Annotated in this window: 24 protein-coding genes; 18 read left to right on the forward strand and 6 right to left on the reverse strand. The window is 71.2% G+C overall.

Annotated features, from left to right (window positions below; genetic code table 11):
* Window positions 1-28 precede the first annotated feature (28 nt).
* A complete protein-coding gene (locus tag LPW41_RS07260; RefSeq protein WP_230704442.1) occupies window positions 29-2,020 on the forward strand; it encodes a glycosyltransferase family 39 protein in 1,992 nt (663 codons plus the stop codon).
* A gap of 15 nt (window positions 2,021-2,035) precedes the next feature.
* Here the strand turns inward: LPW41_RS07260 and LPW41_RS07265 are convergent, their stop codons facing one another.
* The gene (locus tag LPW41_RS07265) at window positions 2,036-2,827 is read right to left on the reverse strand and encodes an alpha/beta fold hydrolase (RefSeq protein ID WP_144828057.1); all 792 of its coding nucleotides are present in this window, start codon (window positions 2,825-2,827) and stop codon (window positions 2,036-2,038) included.
* Between the two features lie 57 nt (window positions 2,828-2,884).
* Between LPW41_RS07265 and LPW41_RS07270 the strand changes: the two genes are divergently transcribed.
* The 6 genes from LPW41_RS07270 (at window position 2,885) to LPW41_RS07295 (ending at window position 6,528) form a co-directional block, all read left to right on the forward strand.
* Window positions 2,885-3,451 (forward strand): mismatch-specific DNA-glycosylase, encoded by a 567-nt coding sequence (locus LPW41_RS07270; protein ID WP_154095865.1) that lies wholly within the window; start codon window positions 2,885-2,887, stop codon window positions 3,449-3,451.
* Complete coding sequence (locus LPW41_RS07275) at window positions 3,448-3,861, forward strand: DUF2809 domain-containing protein (RefSeq protein WP_230704443.1); 414 nt, start codon at window positions 3,448-3,450, stop codon at window positions 3,859-3,861. The genes LPW41_RS07270 and LPW41_RS07275 overlap by 4 nt, the downstream gene beginning before the upstream one ends.
* Before the next feature lie 48 nt (window positions 3,862-3,909).
* The gene (locus tag LPW41_RS07280) at window positions 3,910-4,206 is read left to right on the forward strand and encodes a DUF1905 domain-containing protein (RefSeq protein ID WP_154095863.1); all 297 of its coding nucleotides are present in this window, start codon (window positions 3,910-3,912) and stop codon (window positions 4,204-4,206) included.
* A gap of 6 nt (window positions 4,207-4,212) precedes the next feature.
* Window positions 4,213-4,674 (forward strand): prepilin peptidase, encoded by a 462-nt coding sequence (locus tag LPW41_RS07285; RefSeq protein ID WP_230704444.1) that lies wholly within the window; start codon window positions 4,213-4,215, stop codon window positions 4,672-4,674.
* Window positions 4,675-4,754: 80 nt separating this feature from the next.
* Window positions 4,755-5,813 carry a YhjD/YihY/BrkB family envelope integrity protein gene (locus LPW41_RS07290; protein ID WP_230704445.1) on the forward strand — a complete coding sequence of 353 codons (1,059 nt, stop codon included), beginning with the start codon at window positions 4,755-4,757 and terminating at the stop codon, window positions 5,811-5,813.
* On the forward strand, window positions 5,806-6,528 hold the full coding sequence (locus tag LPW41_RS07295; protein WP_230704446.1) for an NAD(P)H-hydrate epimerase: 723 nt from the start codon (window positions 5,806-5,808) through the stop codon (window positions 6,526-6,528). The genes LPW41_RS07290 and LPW41_RS07295 overlap by 8 nt, the downstream gene beginning before the upstream one ends.
* A 22-nt stretch (window positions 6,529-6,550) precedes the next feature.
* Here LPW41_RS07295 and LPW41_RS07300 read toward each other — a convergent pair whose 3' ends face one another.
* Complete coding sequence (locus LPW41_RS07300) at window positions 6,551-7,306, reverse strand: glutamine amidotransferase (protein ID WP_144828037.1); 756 nt, start codon at window positions 7,304-7,306, stop codon at window positions 6,551-6,553.
* Window positions 7,307-7,374: 68 nt separating this feature from the next.
* Between LPW41_RS07300 and LPW41_RS07305 the strand changes: the two genes are divergently transcribed.
* Together LPW41_RS07305 and LPW41_RS07310 are read left to right on the forward strand one after the other, a co-directional pair.
* Complete coding sequence (locus tag LPW41_RS07305) at window positions 7,375-7,602, forward strand: response regulator (RefSeq protein WP_144828034.1); 228 nt, start codon at window positions 7,375-7,377, stop codon at window positions 7,600-7,602.
* Window positions 7,599-8,258 carry a CYTH domain-containing protein gene (locus LPW41_RS07310; protein ID WP_230704447.1) on the forward strand — a complete coding sequence of 220 codons (660 nt, stop codon included), beginning with the start codon at window positions 7,599-7,601 and terminating at the stop codon, window positions 8,256-8,258. The genes LPW41_RS07305 and LPW41_RS07310 overlap by 4 nt, the downstream gene beginning before the upstream one ends.
* 252 nt (window positions 8,259-8,510) lie before the next feature.
* Here the strand turns inward: LPW41_RS07310 and lpdA are convergent, their stop codons facing one another.
* On the reverse strand, window positions 8,511-9,908 hold the full coding sequence (gene lpdA, locus LPW41_RS07315; RefSeq protein ID WP_144828027.1) for a dihydrolipoyl dehydrogenase: 1,398 nt from the start codon (window positions 9,906-9,908) through the stop codon (window positions 8,511-8,513).
* A gap of 9 nt (window positions 9,909-9,917) precedes the next feature.
* Window positions 9,918-10,580, reverse strand: coding sequence for a copper resistance CopC family protein (locus tag LPW41_RS07320; protein WP_230704448.1), 663 nt, complete (start codon window positions 10,578-10,580; stop codon window positions 9,918-9,920).
* A gap of 294 nt (window positions 10,581-10,874) precedes the next feature.
* On the opposite strand from LPW41_RS07320, the gene LPW41_RS07325 reads away from it, so the two are divergent.
* The 3 genes from LPW41_RS07325 (at window position 10,875) to LPW41_RS07335 (ending at window position 12,689) form a co-directional block, all read left to right on the forward strand.
* Window positions 10,875-11,363, forward strand: coding sequence for an FHA domain-containing protein (locus LPW41_RS07325; RefSeq protein WP_144828024.1), 489 nt, complete (start codon window positions 10,875-10,877; stop codon window positions 11,361-11,363).
* The gene (locus LPW41_RS07330; protein ID WP_144828021.1) at window positions 11,363-12,049 is read left to right on the forward strand and encodes a MerR family transcriptional regulator; all 687 of its coding nucleotides are present in this window, start codon (window positions 11,363-11,365) and stop codon (window positions 12,047-12,049) included. The genes LPW41_RS07325 and LPW41_RS07330 overlap by 1 nt, the downstream gene beginning before the upstream one ends.
* Window positions 12,050-12,143: 94 nt before the next feature.
* The gene (locus LPW41_RS07335; protein WP_136587758.1) at window positions 12,144-12,689 is read left to right on the forward strand and encodes a MerR family transcriptional regulator; all 546 of its coding nucleotides are present in this window, start codon (window positions 12,144-12,146) and stop codon (window positions 12,687-12,689) included.
* Between the two features lie 515 nt (window positions 12,690-13,204).
* Here LPW41_RS07335 and LPW41_RS07340 read toward each other — a convergent pair.
* Window positions 13,205-14,017 carry a ParA family protein gene (locus LPW41_RS07340; protein ID WP_144781970.1) on the reverse strand — a complete coding sequence of 271 codons (813 nt, stop codon included), beginning with the start codon at window positions 14,015-14,017 and terminating at the stop codon, window positions 13,205-13,207.
* 68 nt (window positions 14,018-14,085) lie between these two features.
* Here LPW41_RS07340 and LPW41_RS07345 point away from each other — a divergent pair, with 68 nt between their 5' ends.
* From LPW41_RS07345 to def, 3 genes are read left to right on the forward strand one after another with little or no spacing between them, the layout of a single operon-like run.
* Window positions 14,086-17,493 carry a pyruvate carboxylase gene (locus LPW41_RS07345; protein ID WP_230704449.1) on the forward strand — a complete coding sequence of 1,136 codons (3,408 nt, stop codon included), beginning with the start codon at window positions 14,086-14,088 and terminating at the stop codon, window positions 17,491-17,493.
* A gap of 46 nt (window positions 17,494-17,539) precedes the next feature.
* Window positions 17,540-20,116 carry a MinD/ParA family protein gene (locus LPW41_RS17050; RefSeq protein ID WP_230704450.1) on the forward strand — a complete coding sequence of 859 codons (2,577 nt, stop codon included), beginning with the start codon at window positions 17,540-17,542 and terminating at the stop codon, window positions 20,114-20,116.
* Window positions 20,113-20,604 (forward strand): peptide deformylase, encoded by a 492-nt coding sequence (def, locus tag LPW41_RS07355; protein WP_144828016.1) that lies wholly within the window; start codon window positions 20,113-20,115, stop codon window positions 20,602-20,604. The genes LPW41_RS17050 and def overlap by 4 nt, the downstream gene beginning before the upstream one ends.
* Window positions 20,605-20,908: 304 nt before the next feature.
* Here def and LPW41_RS07360 read toward each other — a convergent pair whose 3' ends face one another.
* A complete protein-coding gene (locus LPW41_RS07360) occupies window positions 20,909-22,735 on the reverse strand; it encodes a long-chain fatty acid--CoA ligase (RefSeq protein WP_230704451.1) in 1,827 nt (608 codons plus the stop codon).
* 156 nt (window positions 22,736-22,891) lie between these two features.
* Between LPW41_RS07360 and LPW41_RS07365 the strand changes: the two genes are divergently transcribed.
* Genes LPW41_RS07365 through LPW41_RS07375 form a run of 3 tightly spaced genes read left to right on the forward strand, consistent with a single transcriptional unit; the run spans window position 22,892 to window position 25,890 of the window.
* Window positions 22,892-23,827, forward strand: a complete 936-nt coding sequence (locus tag LPW41_RS07365; RefSeq protein ID WP_144828010.1) for an ROK family glucokinase — start codon at window positions 22,892-22,894, stop codon at window positions 23,825-23,827.
* Window positions 23,828-23,829: 2 nt separating this feature from the next.
* Complete coding sequence (locus tag LPW41_RS07370; RefSeq protein WP_154095852.1) at window positions 23,830-24,543, forward strand: 1-acyl-sn-glycerol-3-phosphate acyltransferase; 714 nt, start codon at window positions 23,830-23,832, stop codon at window positions 24,541-24,543.
* A 9-nt stretch (window positions 24,544-24,552) separates the two neighbouring features.
* Window positions 24,553-25,890 (forward strand): class II 3-deoxy-7-phosphoheptulonate synthase, encoded by a 1,338-nt coding sequence (locus tag LPW41_RS07375; RefSeq protein WP_230704452.1) that lies wholly within the window; start codon window positions 24,553-24,555, stop codon window positions 25,888-25,890.
* Window positions 25,891-25,948 lie beyond the last annotated feature (58 nt).

A 25,948-nucleotide genomic window follows, 5' to 3' on the forward strand; every position in this document is an offset into this window, starting at 1 on the left:
TGAGGGAGCGCCTGCCTACGATGCGCCGGTGACCGCCACTCTGCCCGCATCGTCCGCCGCCGCCCCCGCCCTCCCGGCCCTGCGCCGCCCCGGCGGCTGGACCCTCGGCCTGCTCGCCATCGGCCTCGGCGCCCTGGTGCTGACCGGGTGGCAGGTGTGGGCGGGAGCACCGAGCGAGTACTACGCCTCGATCGCGCTGTCGATGAGCAGGAGCTGGTCGAACTTCTTCTTCGGCGCCGTCGACCCGGCGGGCACTGTCACGCTCGACAAGATCCCCGGCTCGTTCTGGATCCCGGCGCTGTTCGCGCGCGTGTTCGGCTACTCGGCGTGGGCCGTGATCCTGCCGAACGCCCTCGCCGCCGTCGGTGCGGCCCTCGTGACCGCCGTCACCGCTCGCCGACTCGCGGGGGTGCGCGCGGGCCTCATCGCCGGGGCGGTCGTGGCGGTCACGCCGATCCTCGTGGCGGTGGCCCGCTCGAACCAGCCCGAGGCCTTCTTCGTGCTCGGGCTCTCGCTCACCGCGTGGGCGGCGGTGCGGGCCGTCGAGCAGCGCAGCCTCGGCTGGCTGGTCGCGGCGGGGGCGCTGGTGGGACTGTCGTTCCAGTTCTACATGCTCGAGGCGTGGGCGGTGTGGCCGGCGCTGGCCGCCGCCTACCTGTTCACGCGGCAGTCGTGGGCGCGGCGCCTCGGGCACCTCCTCGTCGCGGGTGCGGTGAGCGCTGCGGCCTCGCTGTGGTGGGTGGCCATCGTCTCGCTCATCCCGGCGGGGAGCCGCCCCTACGTCGGCAGCACCCTGTCGAACAACCCGTGGGAGATGGTGTTCGGCTACAACGGTCTGGGGCGCTTCTCGGCGACCGCCGACATCGGCTCGTTCGAGTCGTTCACCCCGCCGTTCTCGGGCGACCCCGGAGTGCTGCGCCTGTTCAACGCGCAGCTGGCCGGGCAGATCGCGTGGCTCGTCCCGGCCGCGCTGGTGGCGATCGTCGTGCTGTGGGTGCTGCGGTTCTCGCGGCCGCTGACCGTGCTGCTGACGGTGTGGACGGCGACGTTCGCGGCGATGTTCTCGGCGGTCGCCGGGATGCACCAGTTCTACACCGCGGCCCTCGCCGTTCCTCTCGCGCTGACGGTGGCGACCGCGCTGGCCGTCGCGCATCGCGCCGGCAAGACCTGGCCCCAGGTGGTGATCGTCGGCGCGGCCGGGGCGACGGCGCTGGGCATCGGCATCGCGATGGGCGGATACAGCGTCCCGGTGTCGATCGTGCAGGCCCTCGCCGCCGCCGCCGCGATCGTGTTGCTGGTGCTGCGTCGCGGATCCCGGCTGCTCGTGACCTCGGCGCTGATGATCGGGCTGCTGCTGACCCCGGCGGTGTGGTCGGCGGTCACCATCGCCCACCCCAATTCCATCAACCCCGTCGCCGGGGGCGTGTCGGAGGTCTCGGGCGGAGACTTCGGCCGCGCCGGCTTCGCGGGCGGAGCGCCGGGCGCCGGGCAGGCTCCGGGGCAGGGCTCGGGCGGCGCGCCCGGGTCGGGCACCGCGCCGGGCTCGGGCACCGGTCAGGGCTTCGGGGCGGGGCAGGGCCGATCCGGTCAGGGCTTCGCGCAGGGCGGCACGGGACAGGGCCGCACGCGCGACGGCGGCGCGGCCTTCCCGGGCTCCGGCAGCACGGGCGCCGATACGGCTCTGCTGTCGTGGCTTGAGTCGCACAGCACCGGCGGCACGTACCTCGCCGCGACCTTCGGGGCGCAGTCGGCCGCGCAGCTGATCGTCGCCTCGGACGGCGGGTCGTTCCTGCCCATCGGCGGCTTCAACGGCACGGATGCCGTGCCCACCCTCGACGCGTTCGTCTCGATGGTGCAGTCGGGTGAGGTGCGCTATGTCATCGGCGGCGAGCAGCGCGGGTCGGGTGCCCCGGGGTCGTCCGCGTCGACGACGTCGAGCTCGGCGCAGATCCGCGACTGGGTCACGCAGCACTGCGCGACCGACAGCTCGGCTCCCTCGACCGTGTACGACTGCGCCTGAGGTCGCGCGAACGCGTCAGCGGCCGAGGAACTCCAGGCCCGCCTCGCGGAACGCCCGCGAGCCCGGCGCGTTGACGTGGTGCCGCTTCGGGATGTCGGCGAACTCGCCGCGGGGGAGCAGGCCCGCGAGGTGCGCCGACTGGTCGTGGATGGGGTCGTCGGTGCCGGTTGCGATGAGCACCGGCTGCTGCGGGGGCGACGAGGGGTCGGGGTCGGTCTCGCCCAGGCGCATGCCCTCGGCGATCGCGACCAGGGCCCGCAGGTCGTTGCCCGGCACGCGCTCGGCGAGCGAGACGTAGCGCAGGGTCGTGGCATCCTGAACCGGCTCGCCGTGATCCAGGAACGCGCGCGCCTGATCGACCCGCAGACGAGCGAGGGGACGACCGTCGGGAATCCCGCCGAGCACCGCCCGCTCGACGTGCTCGGGGGCGTCGACGGCGAGCTGCCAGCCCACGCGGCCGCCGAGCGAGTAGCCGAGGTAGCGCACCTGGTCGACGAGGTAGGTGTCGAGCACCGCCACCAGGTCGGAGACGAGCGTGGGCATCGTGTACGACGCGGCGTCGTAGGGCTTCTCGCTCGCGCCGTGACCGCGCTGGTCGACCGCGATCACGCGGTAACCCGCACGCAGCAGGTCGCGCACCCAGCCCGTGTTGACCCAGTTGTCGCGGGTGCTCGAGCCGAAGCCGTGCACGCACAGCACCGGATCGGCCTCGACATCGCCCCACGAGTAGGTGGCCAGGCGCACGTTGTCGCCGACGATGACGAACTGCGCGGGAGGGATCTCGGTGAGGGCGGGCACGGCATCCATTCCTCCGATCCTGGCAGACGCCCAGGGTCGTCCCGAGGTAGTGGTCATAGTGGTCTCATGGGATATACGCGCGCCGAGCTCGAGTCGTTCCGGGATGCCACGCGGCCCGACCTCGTCGAGCCGGGCGTCCGCCTGCTGTTCGTCGGCATCAACCCCGGCCTGTGGACCGCGGCCACCGGCACCCCCTTCGCGCGACCCGGAAACCGGTTCTGGCCCGCGCTGGTGAAGGCGGGCATCCTCCCGCGCCTGCCGGCGTACTCCGAGCCGCTCGGCGACGACGACCGCCGGCTGATCTTCGACGCGGGGGTGGGGGTGAGCAATCTCGTGGCCCGCGCGACGGCCCGCGCCGACGAGCTGTCGCGCGACGAACTGCGCGAGGGTGCCGCAGCTCTCGTCGACCGGGTCGCCGCGTGGAGCCCTCGCGCCGTCGCCGTGGTCGGCCTCACCGCGTACCGGCAGGGCTTCGGCCGCCCCAAGGCCGCGGCGGGGCGACAGGACGAGGCGATCGCCGGGGTGCCGACCTGGGTGCTGCCGAATCCGAGCGGGCTCAACGCCCACGACACCGTCGACTCCCTCGCCCGCGCCTACGCCGAACCTGCGCGGGCGGCGGGGATCCTCGCGTGAGGCGGCGTCGTCTCGCGGCCCTCGTCGCGCTCGCCGCCGTCATCGCCGCGGGGCTGCTCGTGCACAAGGCTCTGCCCGGGTCGACGGCGACCGACGTCGCGGGCGACGCGCTGTACGCGGTGGCCGCCTTCACCGGACTCGTCCTGCTCTTCCCGCGCGCTCCGCGCTTCGCGCTCGCCGGGGCCGCGGCCGTGTGGTGCGTGGGCGTCGAACTGCTGCAGTTGACCGGGGTGCCGCTCGCGCTGGCCGAGCGCGTGCCGCCGGTGGCGCTGCTGCTGGGCACCGGGTTCGATGCACGCGACCTCGTCGTCTACGTGTGCGCGGTGGCGGTCGCCGTCGCGGTCGACATCGCGGTGTCGCGGCTTCTCCCCAGGGGGACGGCGCGCACGGGTGTCGGAGCACCCGGGTAACGTGACCGCCACATCACCGAGGAGGTTCCGGATGCCGAGGGCAGTGTCGTGATCGTCGACTTCGAGGGCGACGTGTTCCGGTGGGAGGCCCGTTCCGACAGCGACTGGTACTTCGTGGCCGTACCGCCCGAGCTGAGCGAGGAGATCCGCGAGGTGCAGACCTTCCGCCGGGGTTTCGGGGGAGTGCGCGTCGACGCGACCATCGGGGCGACGACCTGGCGCACGTCGATCTTCCCGCAGGCGAGTGACATGTACGTGCTGCCGCTCAAGCGTGCGGTGCGCGAGGCCGAGGGCATCGATCCGGGGGCGATCGTGCGCGTCGGCCTGTTCGTGCTCGACGCCTGACCCCGGATGCCGGTGGTACTCCTGCTCGCGCTGTCGGTCTTCGGCGTGGCCGGTGTCGTGCTCGCCGTGATCGACGCGCGCACCCACCGGATCCCCGACGTCGTCGTCATCCCGTCGACGATCGCGGTGCTCGCGCTGATGGCGGTCGCCGCGGGCGTGCTCGGCCAACCCGGCCGGGCGGTCGCGGTGGCCGGGGGAGCGCTCGCCGCCTTCGGCGTCTGTCTCGTGCTGCACCTCGCCCGTCCGGCGGCGTTCGGCGGGGGAGACGTCAAGCTCGCTGCCTTGGTCGGCGCGACGCTGGGTTGGTTCGGCCCGGGCGCCGTGGCATCCGCCCTCTTCGTCGCCTTCGCGGGCGGAGCCGCAGCGGGCATCGCGGCGTGGGCGGCAGCAGGGCGCCGGGCCGAGGTGGCCTTCGGGCCCGTCCTGGTGCTCGGGGCGGGGTGGTCGCTGGCGCGGGCGGCGCTGTGAGGGGCGGCGCAGACTGTCGCGCCGCCCCGGATCGGTCAAGCCCCGCGGTGCGAGGCGTCTCGCGCGGATACCCTGACCCCATGGCCGACCTCATCCGTCGCGTCACGGCGTGGGCTCTGTCGCTCCGCCTCGTGCGCGCCTTCCTCGTCTACTCGGGAGCGCGTGGTCCGATGCTGGCCGACAGTGTCACCTACCGCACCCTCTTCAGCCTCTTCGCCGCGGTGCTGCTGGGCTTCTCGTTCGCGACCGTGTGGCTCGCCGGCAACCCCGACGGGATCGCCGCCCTCGAGCGTTCCGTCAACAGCGTCGTGCCGGGTCTCGTGGGCCCCAACGGGCTGCTCCAGCTCGACGGAATCAAGGCACCCGAATTCACGATCGCCGGGATCATCGCGATCCTCGGTCTGCTGGGTGCAGCCATCGGCGCCATCGGGTCGCTGCGTTCGGCGTTCCGGCAGATCGCCGGGGTGACCACCGACGACACGCTGCCGATCCTCGTGATCGTGCGCAACCTCCTCGTCGCGCTCGGCATCGGCGTCGCGCTGGTGGGTGCGGCGATCGTGACCTTCCTCGCCACCGCGGGGCTCACCTTCGTGCGCGAGCTGCTGGGGATCTCCGCCGACTCCTGGGTCTCGGCGGTGCTGACGTGGCTGCTCTCGACCGCGGTCGTGCTGGTGCTCGACACCGCCGCGGTGGCCGTGGCCTTCGCGGCACTGTCGGGCGTGAAGACGCGTCGCAGCACGCTCCTGCGCGGAGCCCTCCTGGGCGGTGTCGGGCTGGTCGTCCTGCAGCAGCTGTCGGGACTGTTCGTCGGCGGCGCCACCAGCAACCCCCTCCTGGCGACGTTCGCCTCGCTCATCGCGTTGCTGCTGTGGCTCAACCTGTCGAGCCAGGTGATCCTCATCGCCGGGGCCTACATCACAGTGGCCACCGAGGAGGATCTCGACCGCGTCCGCGCGAAGTACGGTGCGTCGACCCTCATCCAGTTCCGCGTGCGCCGGGCCGAGAAGGCCGTGCGCGCGGCGACCGGTGAGCTCGACGCGGCGCGCGAGGCCGAGAAGAAGGAGCGCGAGACGCTCGCGAAGAGCGATCCCGCCGCCGCCGAGCGCGAGAGCGCTGCGGAGGCGAAGTCGCATGTCTGAGCGCGCGGCCCCGCTCGCGGCCGAGCGCACACCGGCCTATACCGCCGACGCCGTGCGCGCCGCCGAGAAGCCGCTGCTCGAGCAGGGCGTGCCTTTGATGCGCCGCGCCGCGGCGGCTCTGGCCGACGTGGTCTCCGACGAGCTCGCGGCCCATCCGGGGCCGGTGCTCGTCCTCGCGGGCGCGGGCGACAACGGCGGAGACGCCCTGTACGCCGCGGCCGAGCTGGCCCGCGCGGGAGCCTCGGTCGACGTCGTGCTCGTGCGCGACCGCGTGCATCGCGCGGCGCTCGACGCGGCTGTCGCCGCGGGTGTGCGCGAGTGCTCGGGAACCGACGCGTGCGCGCGGATCGCCGACTACCGCGTCATGGTCGACGGGATCCTCGGCATCGGCCGTCTCGCCGACCGGCGGCTGCGTGGCAGCGCCCGTGCGCTCGTCGAGAAGATCCTCGCGCTCGACGCTCGTCCCCGCATCGTCGCCGTCGATCTGCCCAGCGGCCTCGACCCCGATGACGGGACGGCGGATGCCGCCGTGCTCGCCGCCGATGTCACCGTCACCTTCGGCGCGGTCAAGGCCGGCCTCGTGCGCGGGCGCGGTCCCGAGCTGGCGGGGAGCGTGCACCTGGTCGACCTCGGGCTCGAGCCGTACCTGCGGCTCGCGCACCCCGCGGTCACCGCGCCGATCGTGCTCGCACGCTCGACGGTGCGCGTGCGCTGAGGTCAGCGCCGAGCCGCCGAGGTCAGCGGGCGTAGCGCTCGACGAACGTGCGCAGCATCCGCGACGGTTCCGTCACGGGGGCGCGGCGCACTGCCGAGAGGGTGAGGTCGAGCTCGTCGGAGGCGAAGTAGCCGTACTCCGCGTAGGCGTGGATACGCGTGACGATGCCGTCGACGTCGAGCTCGGGGTGGAACTGCGTCGCATACACGTGGGATCCGAGACGGAACATCTGCACCGGGCACGTCGGCGACGACCCCAGCAACACCGCCTCGGGCGGGAGGGCGCTGATCGCCTCTTTGTGGCCGACGAAGGCGGAGAAGGTCGAGGGCAGGCCCGCGGCGAGCGGATCGGCGCGCCCCGCCTCGGTGAGGGTCACGTCGACGACGCTGATGGGTTCGGCGAAGGTGCCGTCGATGGGGGCTCCGAGGTGCGTCCCGAGAGTGCCGACGCCGTAGCACGCGCCCAAGAAAGGCAGGTCGCGAGCGACCACCTCGTCGACCAGGGCGGCCATCTCGGCCTCGACCCGGCGCTGCACCGCCGACTTGCGCTCGAACGGGTCGGATGCGTTGAAGGGGCTTCCGCCGACGAGGATGCCCGACACCTCGTCGAGATCGAGCGCGGGGAGGGCATCGCGTTCGAGACGGATGCGGCGCAGCCGTTCGGGTGGGAGGCCCGTATACCGCAGGAAGAGCGCGTACTCCTCGTCGGCCGGGCGGTCCTCCGCGCGCGTGGCCAGCAGGACGAACGGGCGATCTCCGGGCAGGTCGGTCGTCGTCACCCGAGCGATTCTAGGCGAGCCCTGTCAAGTCACCGGCCCGCAAGGAGGGCGCCGTCTACGCTGAGGTCATGGCTATCGCACGACTTTCCGGAGGCCCGCTCGACGGGCAGGTCCTTCCCCTCGACAACGAGTCCGACGACACGCTGATCATGCCCTACAGCGAGGGTCAGCTCGTCTACCGCCGCGACGGCGGTCTCGAGAACACGGGCGACTCCGACGGCCCCACGCAGGCGGTCTTCGTGTTCGCCGAAGAGACCGAAGACATCAACCCCGACGCCGACGGACGCGACGATTGAGCGCAGGCCCCTCGGGCGGCCCGGCATCCGGGGCCTCGAACGTCGAGATCGAGTCGAAGTACGACGTCGATGACGACACGCCCCTTCCCGATTGGTCGGCGCTGCCGGGTGTGGTGAGTGTCGGGGAGCCCGAACCGCGCGACCTCGACGCCCGCTACGTCGACACGGCGCACCACGATCTGTCCCGCAAGGGCATCGCGGTGCGCCGCCGTCGCGGCGGGCCCGACGAGGGCTGGCACGTGAAGGGCCCCCGCGAGGGCGGTGGGCGACGCGAGACCCAGTGGCCGCTCGGCGAGGTGGCCGACGACGACGCCGATCCCGTCGTTCCGGCTGAGATCCAAGAAGCCGTCTCCGCGTGGGCGCGACCGCCGTTCCTCCCGCTCGCGCGCGTGCGCAACCAGCGCACGGCGTACGCGCTGACGGATGCCGAGGGCGCCCTCGTCGCGGAGTTCGTCGACGACCGGGTGCGGGCCCGTGACGAGCGACGCGGTGTCGACTCGTCCTGGCGCGAGTGGGAGGTGGAGCTCGGCCCCGCTGGCCCCTCCGACGACGCCGGGCGCGCGAAGTTCTTCGCCGCGGTCGACGCGGCCGTGGCCGCCGCCGGGGGCCGGCCCGCGGCATCCGGATCGAAGCTCGGCCGCGCTCTGGGGCACTGAGCCCGCGCGTGAGCCGGCGCTCTGGGGCACTGAGCCCGCGCGTGAGCCCCCGGGTTCGCTCTCGCGGTCGCTCCTGACGCCGAGACTGCATCTCGCTGACGAGTTCGTTGCAGCGTGACGCAGAGTTGTCAGCGAGATGCAGTCTCGCGGTGTTCCTCGCGCCGCGAGCGACGTCACGGCTGCAGCCAAGACCCTCGAGATCACGAAAGGCCCGCCCGGGCGAACCGGGCGGGCCTTTCGTCGATCAGCTGATCAGAGGTTGATCATGTGGCCGGTGAGGCCGTGGAAGGCCTCCTGCAGGCCTTCCGACAGCGTCGGGTGGGTGTGCACGTTGCGTGCGGCCTCGAGGGCGGTGAGGTCCCACTTCTGCGCCAGGGTCAGCTCGGGCAGCAGCTCCGACACGTCGGGGCCGATGAGGTGGCCGCCGATGAGCTCGAGCGTCTCGGCGTCGGCGACGAGCTTGACGAAGCCGACGGGCTCGCCGAGGCCGTTGGCCTTGCCGTTGGCCGAGAAGGGGAACTTCGCGACCTTGATGTCGTGACCGGCGTCGCGCGCCTGCTGCTCGGTGAGGCCGAACGAGGCGACCTGCGGGTTGCAGAAGGTGGCGCGGGGCATGTTGCGGTAGTCGCCCAGCGTCTGCGTCTCGGCGCCGGCGATGGTCTCGGCGGCCACGACGCCCTGCGCTTCGGCCACGTGGGCCAGCTGCAGCTTGGCGGTGACGTCGCCGATCGAGTAGATGTGCGGCACGTTGGTGCGCATGTGGTCGTCGATCTCGATGGCGCCGCGCTCGGTCAGCTTGACGCCGGTGTTCTCGAGACCGAAGCCGTCGACCTTGGGGGCGAAGCCGATCGACATGAGCACGCGGTCGGCGTCGATCGAGCTCTGCGAGCCGTCCTTCGCCGTGTAGGCGACGGTGACCTTGTCGCCGTGGTCGGTGACCGACTCGACCTTGGTCGAGGTGAGGATGTCGACGCCGTAGCCCTTGTACTGCTTCTGGATCTCCTTCGAGACCTCGGCGTCTTCGTTCGGCAGTGCACGGTCGAGGAACTCGATGATCGTGACCTTCACGCCGTAGTTCGTCATGACGTACGCGAACTCCATGCCGATGGCGCCGGCGCCGACGATGACGATCGACTCGGGGAGCTCGCGGGTGAGGATCTGCTCCTCGTAGGTGACGACGTTCTCCGACAGGGTGACGCCGGGGAGGAGGCGCACGGTCGAACCCGTGGCGATGATGACGTTGTCGAACGTGACCTGCTCCTTGGAGCCGTCGGTCTTGGTCACGTCGATCGTGTGGTCGTCGGCGAAGAAGCCGCGGCCCTCGTACTCGGTGACCTTGTTCTTCTTCATCAGGTAGTGGATGCCCTTGACGTGGCCGGCGGCGACGCTGCGCGAGCGGTCGAACGCCTTGCCGAAGTCGAAGGTGACGTCACCCGAGATGCCGAACAGGTCGGCCTTCGCGTGGAACGTGTGCGCGAGGTCGGCGTTGCGCAGGAGGGCCTTGGAGGGGATGCAGCCCACGTTGAGGCACACACCGCCCCAGTACTTCTCTTCGACGATCGCGACCGACAGTCCGAGCTGTGCGCCGCGGACGGCGGCGACGTACCCGCCGGGACCCGCACCAAGAATGACCAGATCGTAATGAGGCATGGTTCCAGCCTATCGCCCGGCGGTGCCGCCACCGGCGGTCTTACGACCGCTGCGGGAGGCGAAGACGTAGACCAGCACCCCGGCCACGATCACGAGGATCACCGCGAGCAGGATCAAGGGCAGGGGAGAGGGTGCGGAAGCCTCGTCGACCGGTGCCGCGGTCGCGCTCGAGGTCGGATCAGCGCTCGGTGCGGACGTCGCAGACGGGGTCGGGCTCACCGCGGGGGTGGTCGTCGTGGGAGTCGCCGAGGGGGTGGGCGCTGCGGCCGGCACCGTGAAGGCGAAATCGCCGCTGATGGGGTGGCCGTCGCTCGACACGACGCGCCAGACGACGCTGACCGCTCCGGATGCCGCGCCCGCCAGCGACTGCGTGACCGTGGTGCCCGAGACCTCGGGCGCGCCATCGGCCAGCGACGCCCCCGATGCGTCCTTCACCTCGACGACCGTCGCCCCGGCGTCGGTAAGGACGTCGGCGCTGAAGGTGAAGGTGATCTGCGCGGGAAGGGCGTCGAGCACGGCGTCGGCGGAGGGGTCGGTGGAGACCAGCTCGTCGTGCGCGGCGGCGGGCAGAGCGGGCACGAGCAGAGCGGCTGCGGCGAGCAGACCGGCGGCCAGCGCGGCGGTCCAGCGGGGCAGGCGGGCCCGGCGGTGCGGGGTCGGAGAAGAGGTCACTCCTCGACCCTACTGACGACCTCCGACACCGGGCCTGGGAGCGGGCTGCGGCCGATGCGCGGCCCCCGATTCGGGAGCGCTTTCGCGATCGTGGGCGTGTCGGGGTGAAGCAGACTCGACACGGCCCCGCCCGGGTCGATAGGTTCGAGTGTCTCGTCGGTCGTCTCCGCGGCCCGAACCGCGGTGTCGGTGTCGACGGATCGAGACGTAAACACGCATCGCCATAGCCCGCTCGAGATCGGTCGATCTCCCCCTCGTCGACCGATCGGTTATGGTGAAACAGAAGGAGAAGCCGTGGACGAGACCAGCCGATTCGAGCGCGACGACATCCGACGCGCGGCCGACGCCGCAGCGAACGACCGGGCGCACGACACGACCCAGACCCACGACGCCGATCTGTCGTTCGTCCCCTTCGGGGCCGACCTCAGCGAGGCCGAGCTCGAGGCGATCGACGCACTGCCCTCCGGCGCCGCGTTGCTGATCGTCCGCTCCGGCCCGACGACCGGCGCCCGCTACCTGCTCGACACCGACGTCACCACCGTCGGGCGACACCCCGAGGCCGACCTCTTCTTCGACGACGTGACCGTGTCTCGTCGTCACGCCGAGATCACCCGCACCGGCACCTCGTTCGAGATCGTCGACCAGCGCTCGCTCAACGGCAGCTACGTCAACGGCGAGCGGGTCGATCGTTCGGCGCTCGTCAACGGCTCCGAGGTGCGCATCGGCAAGTTCCGCCTCAACTTCTTCGGTTCGCCGGTCGATCTGCCCGCGGCTGATCGCTGATGCCGGCAGCCCCCTCCCGTAGTCGTCAGGCGGCTGCGGGGCTGCTCAGCATCGGCCAGGTGCTCGCCCGCCTCACCCCCGACTTCCCGGCGTTGACTTCGAGCAAGCTGCGCTTCCTCGAGGTGCAGGGCATCGTCACGCCCACGCGCACCGAGTCGGGCTACCGCAAGTTCTCGCCCGCCGATCTCGAGCGCCTGCGCATGGCGCTCACGCTGCAGCGCGACCACTACCTGCCGCTCGTCGTGATCCGCGACTACCTCGCCGAGCTCGACGCGGGCCGCAATCCCGCTCCGCCGACGTCGATCCCGTCGATGACGAACACGCCGCGCCGCTACCGCCGCGACGAGCTGCTGGCGGCCGCGGGTTCCGCTCCGCAGCTGCTCAACGACGCGATCAGCACCGGCGTCATCACGGCATCCGACACGTATCCCGAGCAGACGGTGACGCTGCTGCGCTCGCTCGTGGCGTTGGATCGCCACGGCATCGAGCCGCGTCACGTGCGCGCCCTGCGCCAGAGTGCGGAGCGCGAGGTCTCGCTCGTCGAATCGGCTCTGTCGGCCCTGCTGCGGCGCCCCGACGCCTCGTCGCGCGCGAAGGCGAACGAGCTCGCTCCCGAGCTCGCGGCGCGTCTCGACGAGGTCCGCGGCATGTTCGTGCGCGAGGCGCTGGAGCGGATCCTGTCCTGAGTGCGACACGCCGCGGCCCTCGGAGCGGATGTCATTGCCGGGGGACCCTCGCTGATCTAGCGTGGAGGAAACGACAGATGAGGAGGGCGCGAGCATGAACGCTGGCGACGCAGTCGGCGAACCCCGGTTCGCCACCGACCTCCTCTTCACCGACGGTCTGCCCGAGATGGACGACGACACCGGTTACCGCGGTGCGGTCGCCGCTCGCGCCGCCGGGATCACGTACCGCCAGCTCGACTACTGGGCCCGCACCGAACTCGTCGTCCCGACGGTCCGCGGTGCGAGCGGCTCCGGGTCGCAGCGTCTCTACGGCTTCCGCGACATCCTCGTGCTCAAGCTCGTCAAGCGCCTACTCGACACCGGTATCTCGCTGCAGCAGATCCGCACCGCGGTCGACCAGCTGCGTGCCGCGGGCATCCGCGACCTCGCCGGAACGACCCTCATGAGCGATGGCGCCTCGGTCTACCTGTGCACCTCGAACGACGAGGTCATCGACCTCGTCAGCCGCGGTCAGGGCGTCTTCGGCATCGCCGTCGGCAAGGTGCTGCGCGAGGTCGAATCCACGCTCGTCGACTTCGAGAAGGCGACGCCCGACGCCGTCGACGAGCTCGCCGCCCGCCGGGCCGCCCGCACCGCCTGACGCGTTTCATCTTCGAGATCCCGGATGCCATGGCATCCGGGATTCTGCTTTGTGGAGCTCGAGGTAGCTGAGCTTGTCGAAGCCACCGGTGCCGCGGCGGGTCCCGGGCCCTTCGGCAGGCTCAGGGACCTGGGTTCGCGCGGATGACGCGTCCGACGCGGGTCCCGGGCCCTTCGACAAGCTCAGGGACCTGGGTTCGTCCGCGGCGGGTCCCGGGCTTTTCGACAGGCTCGGGGACCTGGGTTCGTCCGCGGCGGGTCCCGGGCCCTTCGGCAGGCTCATGAACCTGGGTTCGTCCGCGGCGGGTCCCGGGCCCTTCGACAGGCTCAGGGACCTGTGTTCTTGCGGACGCGGGTCCCGGGCCCTTCGACAGGCTCAGGGACCTGTGTTCTTGCGGACGCGGGTCCTGGGCCCTTCGACAGGCTCAGGGACCTGAGTCCGCGCCAGTGGCCCGGGCGCGAACGAGAGACGCCGCCCGGCTGCGAGGCAGCGGGACGGCGTCTTCGTGGAAAGGATCAGGCCTGCGGGGCCTCGGACTCGACCGGGATGCGGCCGGTGCGCACGATCCGGTCGAGAAGCGCGTCGAAGTCGGCCGCGAGTTCCTGCGCGGAGTCGCCGGGCCACACGTGCAGCGGCTTGGCGGCACCCTGCGCCTGCTGGAGCGAGGTGCGCTCGGGCAGCTGCGGGTTGAGCACGAGCGGGCCGAACATGTCGCGCAGTTCTTTGATGCGGAACTGGTGCTCGATCGACTGCGGGCGCACGCGGTTGACCACGACGCCGAGGGGCTGCAGGCGCGGCGAGAGACCGCGGCGGATCTCCTCGATCGCGCGCAGAGCGCGGTCGGCAGCGGCGACAGAGAACAGGCCGGGCTCGGTGACGACCACGACGCGGTCGCTCGCGGCCCACGCGGTGCGCGTGAGGGCGTTGAGCGAGGGGGCGCAGTCGATGAGCACGAGGTCGTACTCGCTCTCGATGGTCGCGAGGGCTTCCTCGAGCTTCCACACGTCGCGCACGCTGGGGTGCGGCCCGTCGAAGTTGATGGCCGACGGGCTGCCGATCAGCACGTCGATGGTGCCGGGGTGCACCTTGGCCCACCCGCTCGAGGTGATCGCCTGTCGGACGACCTTCTCTTTGGGGTTGGCCAGGACATCGGCGATGTTGAGCCGACCGGCGACCTGGATGTCCATCCCGGTCGACACGTCGGACTGAGGGTCGAGGTCGACGACGAGAGTGCGAACGCCACGTGCGAAGGCTGCGGAAGCCAGCCCGAGTGTCACGGTCGTCTTGCCGACCCCGCCTTTGAGAGAGCTGACGGAGAGTACGTGCACGAGAGTCCACGTTACCGTCCCCTAGGCTGTGAGCACATTCAGCTCCGCCAGCTTGACGTGAGGTGCGCATGTTCTCGAAAATCCTGGTCGCCAATCGCGGAGAGATCGCGATTCGCGCGTTCCGTGCCGCCTACGAGGTCGGAGCGCGCACCGTCGCGGTCTACCCGTACGAAGATCGCGCCTCGCTCCACCGTCTGAAGGCGGACGAGGCGTACCAGATCGGCGAGCGGGGACACCCCGTGCGCGCCTACCTCGACGTCGACGAGATCATCCGCGTGGCTCGTGAGTGCGGGGCGGATGCCATCTACCCGGGCTACGGCTTCCTGTCCGAGAACCCGGAGCTCGCCGAGAAGGCCGCCGCCCACGGCATCACCTTCATCGGGCCGCCCGCCGAGGTGCTCGCCATGGCGGGCAACAAGGTGACGGCCAAGGAGCACGCGATCTCGGCCGGAGTGCCGGTACTGCGCTCGACGCCGGCCTCCGCCGACATCGACGAGCTGCTCGCGCAGGCCGACGAGATCGGCTTCCCGATCTTCGCCAAGGCCGTCGCCGGCGGTGGCGGGCGCGGAATGCGCCGCGTGGAGTCGAAGGGCGAGCTCGCCCCGGCCCTGGCCGAGGCCATGCGCGAGGCGCAGAGCGCGTTCGGCGACCCCCGCATGTTCCTCGAGCAGGCCGTGCAGCGCCCGCGTCACGTCGAGGTGCAGATTCTCGCGGATGCCGCGGGCGAGACCGTGCACCTGTTCGAGCGCGACTGCTCGGTACAGCGTCGCCACCAGAAGGTCATCGAGATCGCGCCCGCGCCGAACCTCGACGACGCCGTGCGGCAGGACCTGCACCGCTACGCCGTGGCCTTTGCCCGCTCGATCGGGTACCAGAACGCCGGAACCGTCGAGTTCCTTCTCGAGACCGCCGGCCCCCGCACGGGCGAAGTCGTCTTCATCGAGATGAACCCCCGCATCCAGGTCGAGCACACCGTGACCGAGGAGGTCACCGACGTCGACCTCGTACAGTCGCAGATGCGCATCGCCGCGGGCGCGACCCTCGCCGAGCTGCACCTGCAGCAGGACGACATCCACCTGCGCGGTGCGGCGCTGCAGTGCCGCATCACCACCGAAGACCCCACGCAGGGCTTCCGCCCCGACACGGGCAAGATCACCACGTATCGCTCGCCCGGTGGCGCCGGCATCCGCCTCGACGGCGGCACGACCGCCGCGGGCTCGCAGGTCAGCCCGCACTTCGACTCCATGCTGTCGAAGCTGTCGTGCCGCGGCCGCGACTTCCCGGCCGCGGTCGCCCGCGCCCGCCGTGCCCTGGCGGAGTTCCGCATCCGCGGCGTCTCGACGAACATCCCCTTCCTACAGGCCGTGCTCGACGACCCGGCGTTCGTCGCGGGCGACCTGAGTACGTCGTTCATCGACGAGCGTCCCGAGCTGCTGAAGGGGCGCGAGTCGAAGGACCGCGGCACGAAGATCCTGTCGTGGCTCGTCGACACCACGGTCAACCGCCCGAACGGCGAGAACCCGCTGTCGATCGACCCCGCCGCCAAGCTCCCGCGCGTCGATCTCGCGGATGCCGCTCCGGCGGGCTCGCGCCAGCGCCTGCAGGAGCTCGGCCCGGTCGGCTTCGCCCGCGCCCTGCGCGAGCAGACGGCCCTCGCCGTCACCGAGACCACCTTCCGCGACGCCCACCAGTCATTGCTGGCCACGCGCGTGCGCACGCGCGACCTCGTGCGGGTCGCCCCGTACGTCGCGCGCATGACGCCGCAGCTGCTGTCGGTCGAGGCGTGGGGTGGGGCGACCTACGACGTCGCCCTGCGCTTCCTCGGCGAAGACCCGTGGGAGCGCCTCGACGCGCTGCGCCAGGCCCTTCCGAACGTCGCGATCCAGATGCTGCTGCGCGGGCGCAACACCGTCGGGTACACCCCGTACCCCACGGAGGTCACCGATGCGTTCGTGGCCGAGGCCGCGGCATCCGGAGTCGATATCTTCCGCATCTTCGACGCGCTCAACGACGTGTCGCAGATGCGCCCCGCGATCGACGCCGTGCTGGCCACCGGCACCGCGGTCGCCGAGGTCGCGGTCTGCTACACCGGAGACCTGCTCGACCCAGCCGAGAAGCTCTACACGCTCGACTACTACCTGGGCCTGGCCGAGCAGATCGTCGACGCGGGCGCCCACGTCCTCGCGATCAAAGACATGGCGGGCCTGCTGCGTCCGGCCGCCGCCGCGAAGCTCGTGACGGCGCTGCGCGAGCGCTTCGACCTGCCGGTGCACGTCCACACCCACGACACCGCGGGCGGGCAGCTCGCGACGCTGCTGGCCGCTTCGGCGGCGGGGGCGGATGCCGTCGACGCGGCGTCGGCGCCCATGGCGGGAACCACGAGCCAGCCGTCGCTGTCGGCGCTCGTCGCCGCGCTCGCGCACACCGATCGCGACACGGGCCTCGATCTCGGCGCCGTGAGCGATCTCGAGCCGTACTGGGAGGCCGTGCGCCACCTGTACCGCCCGTTCGAGTCGGGACTCGCCGGTCCGACGGGGCGCGTGTACCGTCACGAGATCCCGGGCGGACAGCTGTCGAACCTGCGGCAGCAGGCGATCGCGCTGGGCCTCGCCGACGACTTCGAGCTCATCGAGGACATGTACGCCGCGGCCGACCGCATCCTGGGCCGGGTGCCCAAGGTCACGCCGTCGTCGAAGGTGGTGGGCGACCTCGCGCTGCACCTCGCCGCGGTGAAGGCCGACCCCGCCGACTTCGAGCGGAACCCCGAGAAGTACGACGTGCCCGACTCGGTCGTGTCGTTCATGGCGGGAGAGCTCGGCGACCTGCCGGGCGGCTGGCCGGAGCCGTTCCGCTCGAAGGTGCTCGCAGGACGCGAGGCCAAGATCGGCGTCACCCCGTTGACCGACGACGACGCCGCCGCGCTGGCGGGGGAGTCGGCCGAGCGCCGCGCCCGCCTCAACACCCTGCTGTTCCCGGGGCCCACGCGCACCTTCCTCGAGACCCGCGCGACCTTCGGCGATCTCAGCGTGCTCGACACGGCCGACTACCTCTACGGCCTGCAGGCCGGCGGCGAGCACACCGTCGAGATCGAGCGCGGCGTGCAGCTGTTCGTGGGCCTCGAAGCCGTCGGCGACGCCGACGACAAGGGCATGCGCACGGTCATGACGACCTTGAACGGTCAGCTGCGTCCGGTGTTCGTGCGCGACCGGTCGATCGACGTCGAGGCGCGTCAGGCCGGGAAGGCCGACACCTCGAAGCCCGGTCAGGTGGCGGCGCCGTTCTCGGGCGTCGTGACGATGAAGGCCGCTGTCGGCGACCGCGTCGCAGCCGGTCAGGCCGTCGCCTCGATCGAGGCCATGAAGATGGAGGCGGGCATCACCGCCCCCGTCGAGGGAGTGGTCGAGCGGGTCGCGATCGGTACCACACAACAGGTGGAAGCAGGAGATCTTTTGCTGGTAATCCGCCAAGCGCAGTAGCCTGGGAGGGGGCGCTTTCGCGCCCTCTTCCCGTTTGGAGACTGCAGTGACCCCCGACCGCACCGATGCGAACCACGACGAGAGCGCCGAGCACGGCGTTCTCGACGACGGCGGCAATCTCGACACTGCCAGCATCACCATCCTCGGCGGACACATCGCACAGGTCAGTGTCGACCTGCCGATGGCCGCTGACGACGATGATCTCGATGACGACGTCATCGAGGACGAGATCCCGGTCGGCGACGTCGACCTGCCCGCGTTGATCACCTCCCACGACGTCTACGAGCCGCACGACGACGAGACCGACCACCGTGAGGTCGAGCAGCTCGACACCGGCGACATCATCCTCGAGCCCCACGACGGCGAGGAGTCCTCGTCGACCGAGGGCGACGCCGACACGGTGACGCACGATGACGTGCACGAGGCGGAGCTGGTCGACGAGCCCGAGCACGAAGGCTTCTCGCACGACGCTCGCGCCGACGACCTGCACGACGCCGAGGTCGTCGACGACGTCGAGCTCTTCGAAGCGGATGCCGCCGAGCCCGCCGACGAGGCGCTCACGCACGCGCCGTGGATCCCCGAGCAGTCGGACGAGACGGATGCCGCGTCGGACGAGACGATCGTGGGCGATGACGCCGGGCACGAGGGCGTGGAGGGCGACGCCGACCACGCCGCCCCGCATGACGATGCCGAGGGCGAGTCGTTCGTCGCGGAGGAGGACGCGGCCGTCGAGGTGGCCGAGCCCTCGGACGAGACCGCCGTCGAGGAGGACGACGCCGACGCCGGCGACGCTGAGGAGCCTGTCGCCGCGGACGCGGAGGCAGAGGCTTCCTCCCCGGAGGACGAGCTCGAGGCGGGTGACTTCCACGAGGTGGAGGGTGATTTCACCGCTTCTTCGGAATCGTCTTCCGACGAGCCTGCCGCTGAGGAGTCGATCACCGACGACACGTTCGTCGGGGACACGTTCGTCGGGGACACGCTCGTCGAGGAGCCGGTCGCCGACGAGCAGGCTGCTGACGAGCCGATTGCTGACGACCCGATCGCCGACGAGCCGGCGGTGGAGGACGTCATCGTCAACGAGGCGTCTTCCGACGAGCCGGCGCTCGATGAGCCCGCCGTCGAAGAACCCGCCGTTGAAACCCCTGCCGTCGACGGACCTGCCGTGGTCGAGCCCAACGTCGACGAGCCTGTTGGCGCCGAGCCCGCCGTCGAAGAGCCCGCCGACGCGGGCTCGAGTGACGCCGAGCTTTCGGCCGCGGCGTCACCCGCCGCACCTGCAGCCCCGAGCGCGTCGGACGAGGCCACAGCCCCCGCCACCGGTCCTGTCGCCCCGCCGAGCGTCGCGGCCTCGGTCGTCGCCGCCTCGGTCGCCGCGGCCGCCGGCCCCCGCGCGGCCGCCTCGACCGGTCCGGTTTCGACCGGAACCGTCCCGACGGGCTCCGTCCCGACGGCCCCCGCCTCGACGGGCCCCGTGACGACGCGTCGCGAGCGGGCGGCGACGGGTGTCATCGGCACCGTGCCCCTGACGCGCCGCAGCGCCCAGCAGGCCGACGACGCCACCCGCGGATCCGACGAGGCCGCGCGCGTCGACCGCGCCCACGCTATGGAACGCGTGCGTACGCAGACGCCCGAGGTGACGCTCACCTCGAAGCGCATCGGGCAGATCGACGATGCCCGCGAGAGCTCCGACCTGCTGACCGCCGACCGCCTGCTCGACCCGCGTCAGATCGCGCGGCCCGAGCCCGAGGGCGCCTGGCAGCAGCTGGTCTACTCGGCGACCGGAGGCCGGGTCAACCTCGGCGACGGTCGTCGCGCGCGCCAGCGCAAAGACCTCGACCGCCGCATCTCGACCCCGTTGACCGGCGGCGCGCGCTTCGTGCCCGTGCTCTCGCGCAAGGGCGGCGTCGGCAAGACGACCGTCACGTCGCTGCTCGGCATGGCTCTCGCCGACGCCCGCGACGACCGCATCATCGCCGTCGACGCGAACCCCGACCGCGGCACGCTGGCCGATCGCGTCGGTCGGCCCAACGGCCGCACCGTGCGCGACCTGGTGCGCGCGCACGACGAGATGGTCGGGTTCAACGACGTCTCGGCGATCGTCGCGCGTGACGCGACGCGGCTCGACGTGCTGGCATCCGATGCCGATCCCCGGGTGTCGGAGGCGTTCAGCGACGACGACTACCGCCAGGTCGCCGACGTCGCCGCGCACTACTACTCGATCGTGCTGACCGACACGGGCACCGGCATCGTGCACTCCGTGATGGGGGCGACCCTCGAGCTCGCCGACACTCTCGTGATCGTCGCGGGTCTGTCGGTCGACGAGGCGCGACTGGCCTCCGAGACGCTGACCTGGCTCGAGACCAACGGCTACGCCGCGCGCGTGCGCGACGCGATCGTCGTGCTCAACAACTCGCGCCCCGGCACGCCGCTGGTGCGCGAGAGCGAGCTCGAGGCGCACTTCCGCTCGCGGGTGCGCACCGTGATCCGCATGCCGTACGACGCGCGCATCGCCGCGGGAAGCGCCATCGCCTTCCGCGACCTGCAGCCCTCGACTCGTCAGGCCGCGCGCGAGCTCGCCGCCGCCGTGGTGGAGGGTCTGCGCGCCCCGGTGTCCGCCGCATGACCGTCCGCCCGATCCGCCTGTTCGGCGACCCCGTCCTGCGCGCCACGAGTGCGCCCATCGAGACGATCGACGACGGCATCCGCGCCTTGGTGCAAGACCTGCTCGACACCGTGGAGCTGCCGGGCCGCGCGGGCGTCGCCGCCCCGCAGATCGGCGTGGGACTGCGCGCCTTCAGCTACAACATCGACGGCGACATCGGCTACGTGCTGAACCCCGTGCTGATCGAGACCCGCGGTGAACCCGAAGCCGTGGGGGAGGGCTGCCTGTCGGTGCCCGGCCTGTGGCACGACGCGATCCGCTACCCGTGGGCCAAGGTCGTCGGCATCGACCTCGACGGCGAAGAGGTCGTGCTCGAGGGGGAGGGGCTGCTCGCTCAGGCCCTCCAGCACGAGACCGACCACCTCGACGGCATGCTCTACCTTTCGCGGCTCCCCGCCGAGACGCGCCGCGAGGCGATGCGCCAGGTGCGCGAGAGCGACTGGTTCTGACCTGATCTCTGCGGAAGGGCCCGGATGCCGGCATCCGGGCCCTTCGCCCGTCTCTGCTCGCGCATTTCCTCCGCGATTCGCGCAACCTCCGTCGGTTTCGACCCTTCCGAGCCGAGGTTGTGCAGATCGCCGAGGGCGTGCGATCGGTGACGGTGTCCCGGGGCGCACACAACCTCCGCGATTCGCGCAACCTCGGTGATTGTGCCTCGTTCCGGACTGACGTCGTGCGGATCGCTGAGGCTGTGCGCTCGAGAACGAAACGGCCCGGCCCCGCGAGGGGACCGGGCCGTCATCGTCGCGCGCGTCAGGGCAGCGAGACGTTGGTGGTGTTGACCGGCACGGCGTAGATGTCCTCGATGTCGTCGGCGAAGTCCGACGTGATGACGTTGCGCTTGATGCTCATCTTCGGGGTGAGGTGGCCGCTGGCCTCGGTCCACTCGGTCGGCAGGATCGTGAACTTGCGGATCGACTCCGCGCGCGAGACGCGCGTGTTGGCCCGGTCGATCGCGCCCTGCACCTCGGCGCGCACCTTCTCGTTCTGTGCTGCCTGCTCGAGCGTCATCTCGGCGGGCAGGCCGTTGTTGGCCAGCCACGTGGGCAGCATCTCGGGGTCGAGGGTGATGAGGGCGGCGATGAACGGCTTGTGGTCGCCGACCACCACGACCTGGCCTACGATCGGGTTCGCGCGGATGGGGTCTTCGAGAGCGGCGGGGGCGACGTTCTTGCCGCCGGCGGTCACGATGATCTCCTTCTTGCGACCGGTGATCGCGAGGAAGCCGTCGCTGTCGAAGGCGCCGATGTCGCCCGTCTTGAACCACTCGCCGTCGAAGGCCTCCGCCGTGGCATCCGGATTCTGCCAGTACTCGCGGAAGACGTTGATGCCGCGCACCTGGATCTCGCCGTCGTCGGCCAGGCGCACCCCGACGCCGGGGAGCACCGGACCGACCGTGCCGATCTTCGACTTCGTGGCGAGGTTGACCGTGGCCGGGGCCGTCGTCTCGGTCAGGCCGTAGCCCTCGAGGATCACGACGCCGAGGCTGCGGAAGAAGTGCCCCAGGCGCGGGCCGAGCGGAGCCGAGCCCGACACGGCGTACACGACGCGGCCGCCCATGGCCTCGCGCAGCTTCGAGTAGACGAGCTTGTCGAACAGGGCGAACTTGACCTTGAGCGCCAGCGAGATCTTCTTGCCGTCCTGCAGGCGCTGCGAGTGCTCGATCGCGGTGTCGGCGGCGGCGCGGAAGATCTTGCCCTTGCCGCCGGCCTCGGCCTTCTGCTCGGCGGAGTTGTAGACCTTCTCGAACACGCGCGGCACGGCCAGCAGGAACGTCGGCTGGAACGTGCCGAGCGCGGGCAGGAGCTGCTTGGTGTCGGGCTGGTGGCCGGTCTTCACGCCCGCGTGCACGTTGAGCAGCGAGATGAAGCGGGCGAAGACGTGCGCCGTCGTGATGAACAGCAGCGTCGAGGCGCCGGGGGTCTCGACGACCTCGTGCAGCGCCTTCGCGGAGTTACGTGCGAGCTCGACGAAGTTGCTGTGCACCAGCACGCAGCCCTTGGGGCGGCCGGTGGAGCCCGAGGTGTAGATGAGCGTCGCGATGTCGGAGGCCTTGGCCAAGTGACGGCGGCGCTCGATCTCTTCGTCGGTGATGTGCGTGCCGTTCGCGACGAGGGTGTCGAGAGCGCCCTCGTGCATGGCCCAGACCTCGCGGACGAGGGGGAGGTCGCTGCGGACCTCGTCGAGGCGCGCGGTGTGGTCGGCCGACTCGACGACGACGGCAATGGCGCCCGAGTCCGACAGGATCCACGAGATCTGCGACGGCGAGCTCGTCTCGTACACGGGCACCATCACGGCGCCGGCGTAGAAGAGGGCGAAGTCGACCAGCGTCCAGTCGTAGGTGGTGCGGGCGATGAAGCCCACCTTCTCGCCCGGCTGGATGCCGGCGGCGACGAAGCCCTTGGCGAGCTTGACGACTTCTCGCTCGAACTCGGCGGCGGTGATGTCGCGCCATCCGTCGGCGTGGGGGATGGCGAACAGGGGGCGGTCGGGCGTCGAACGCACACGGTCGGCGAGCAGGTCGGATGCGTTGGCATCCGGGTCTGCGGCGACGACGGCGGGGAGGTCGAACTGGATCACGGCAACTCCTTTGGCACCGGAAGAAAGGTCGAGCGGGTCTGTCGAGTCTATGCGCACGGATGCCGTGGCCCCAGGACGTCGCATTCCGATGCGGGTCGCGCGGCATGGCTAGACTTCTCCGGGCCGAGCCGCACGGTCGGCCCGGAAGGGAGCGCGGTGCGCAACGTCGGCATCGACATCGGGGGCACGAAGATCGCGGGAGGCGTCGTCGACGACGACGGCACCATCATCGAGAAGCTCCGCGTCGACACCCCCATCGACCCTGCAGCCCTGGTGGACGCCGTGGTCGACATGGCCGACCACCTGCGTCGCGCGCACGAGATCCACGCGATCGGCGTGGCCGCGGCGGGCTTCATCAGCCGCGACCGCAGCACCGTCATCTACGCGCCCAACATCGACTGGCGCGACGAGCCGCTGCGTGCCCGCCTCGAGCAGCGCCTGAACGCCCCCGTCACGATCGAGAACGACGCGAACGCGGCCGGGTGGGGCGAGTACCGCTTCGGCGCGGGGCAGGGCGTGCGCGACATGGTCATGCTCACGATGGGCACGGGCGTCGGCGGGGCCGTCGTCACCGACGGCGAGCTGTTCCGCGGCGGCCACGGCATCGGCGCCGAGCTGGGGCACATGCGCTTCGTGCGCGGCGGCCACCCGTGCGGGTGCGGGCAGAACGGCTGCCTCGAGCAGTACGCCTCGGGACGTGCCCTGCAGCGCGAGGCCAACGCCATCGCCGACGAGGGCGGCATCGGCGCGGCCCTCGCGGCGATCCGCGACGAGAAGGGCGCGATCCCGGGTCCGGCTGTGTCTCGCCTCGTGCTCGCGGGTGACCCGGGCGCCGTCGAGGCACTGCGCCGCGTGGCCACGGCGCTCGGCGAGGCGTGCGGCGGGTTCCAGGCCGTGCTCGACCCCGAGCTCTTCGTGATCGGCGGCGGTGTCGCCCAGCTGGGCGCGGATCTGCTCGTGCCGGTGAAGCTCGCATACGAGACCTCGCTCCCGGGGTACGGTGAACGTCCGGTCGCGGAGTTCGCGATCGCGCGCCTGGGCAACGACGCCGGTCTCATCGGGGTCGCAGACCTCGCCGGGAAGGAGCGCTGACGATGTTCTACTGGCTCATGAAGTACGTGGTGATCGGGCCGGTCATCAAGGCCGTGTTCCGCCCGTGGATGGTGGGCCGGCGCAACATCCCCACCGAGGGTGCGGCGATCCTCGCCAGCAACCACCTGTCGTTCTCGGACTCGATCTTCCTGCCGCTGATGATCGACCGCCGCATGGCGTTCCTCGCCAAGAGCGACTACTTCACCGGCAAGGGCATCAAGGGCTGGGCGACCCGCATGTTCTTCACCGCGACGGGTCAGCTGCCCATCGACCGCTCGGGCGGCAAGGCCTCGGAGGCGTCGCTCAACACCGGCCTCGGCGTGCTCGGCCGCGGAGAACTGCTCGGCATCTACCCCGAGGGCACGCGCAGCCCCGACGGCACTCTCTACCGGGGCCGCACGGGCATCGCCCGCATGGCGCTCGAGGCCCGCGTTCCGGTCGTGCCCGTCGTCATGGTCGACACCGGAGCCGTCATGCCCATCGGCCAGCGCCTGCCGCGAGTGGGGCGCGTGGGCATCGTGATCGGCGAGCCCCTCGACTTCTCGCGCTTCGAGGGCATGGAGGGCGACCGCTACGTGCTCCGCTCGGTCACCGACGAGATCATGGTCGCCCTGCAGCGCCTCGGCGAGCAGCGTTACGAAGACGTGTACGCCTCGACCGTGAAGGACCGTCTGGCCACCGCGCAGGCGGCGAAGGCGCCGACCTCGCGCCACTAGACTTCAGGGGTGAATCAGCAGCTCCACGACCTCGACCACTGGCGAACCCTGCCCATCAAGCAGCAGCCCCAGTGGTATGACGAGGCCGCTGTGGCCGCGGCATCCGCAGAATTGGCGACCCTTCCTCCGCTGGTGTTCGCCGGCGAGGTCGACATCCTCCGCGACCGCCTCGCGCGTGCCGCCGCCGGCCAGGCGTTCCTCCTGCAGGGCGGTGACTGCGCCGAGACGTTCGCCGGTGCGACCGCCGAGCAGATCCGCAACCGCATCAAGACGGTGCTCCAGATGGCCGTCGTGCTGACCTACGGCGCCTCGATGCCCGTGGTGAAGATGGGCCGCATGGCGGGCCAGTTCGCCAAGCCCCGCTCGAGCGACGTCGAGACGCGCGGCGACGTGACGCTGCCGGCCTACCGCGGCGACATCGTCAACGGCTACGACTTCACCGAGGAGTCGCGAAAGGCCGACCCCGCGCGCCTGCTCAAGGGCTACCACACGGCCGCGTCGACCCTGAACCTCATCCGCGCCTTCACGCAGGGTGGCTTCGCCGACCTGCGCGAGGTGCACAGCTGGAACAAGGGCTTCGCGAGCACGCCGGCCAACCAGGCCTACGAGTCGATGGCGACCGAGATCGACCGCGCCATCAAGTTCATGGAGGCCGCCGGCGCCGACTTCGACGAGCTCACGCGCGTCGAGTTCTACACCGGCCACGAGGGCCTGCTCATGGACTACGAGCGCCCCATGACGCGCATCGACTCGCGCACGGGCCTGCCGTACAACACCTCGTCGCACTTCCAGTGGATCGGTGAGCGCACGCGCGAGCTCGACGGCGCGCACGTCGACTACTTCTCGAAGATCCGCAACCCCATCGGTGTGAAGCTCGGTCCCACGACCACGGCCGAGACGGCGCTCGCGCTCATCGACAAGCTCGACCCCGAGCGCGAGCCGGGTCGCCTCACCTTCATCACGCGCATGGGTGCCGGCAAGATCCGCGACGCGCTGCCCCCGCTGCTCGAGGCCGTGCGCGACTCCGGCGCGACGCCGCTCTGGGTCACCGACCCGATGCACGGCAACGGAATCACCACCCCCACCGGCTACAAGACCCGTCGCTTCGACGACGTGGTCGACGAGGTGCGCGGCTTCTTCGAGGCGCACCGCTCGGTGGGCACGCACCCCGGCGGCATCCACGTCGAGCTCACCGGCGACGACGTCACCGAGTGCCTGGGCGGGTCCGAGATGATCGACGAGGCCACCCTCGCGACGCGCTACGAGAGCCTGTGCGACCCGCGCCTGAACCACCGTCAGAGCCTCGAGCTGGCGTTCCTCGTGGCCGAGGAGCTCGAGAACCGCTGACTCGCGTCTGTCGACACGCGACGCCCCCGACCCCCGCGGTCGGGGGCGTCGTCGTTTC

The organism is Microbacterium sp. JC 701 (genome assembly GCF_021026215.1).
Classification (GTDB): Bacteria; Actinomycetota; Actinomycetes; order Actinomycetales; family Microbacteriaceae; genus Microbacterium; species Microbacterium algihabitans.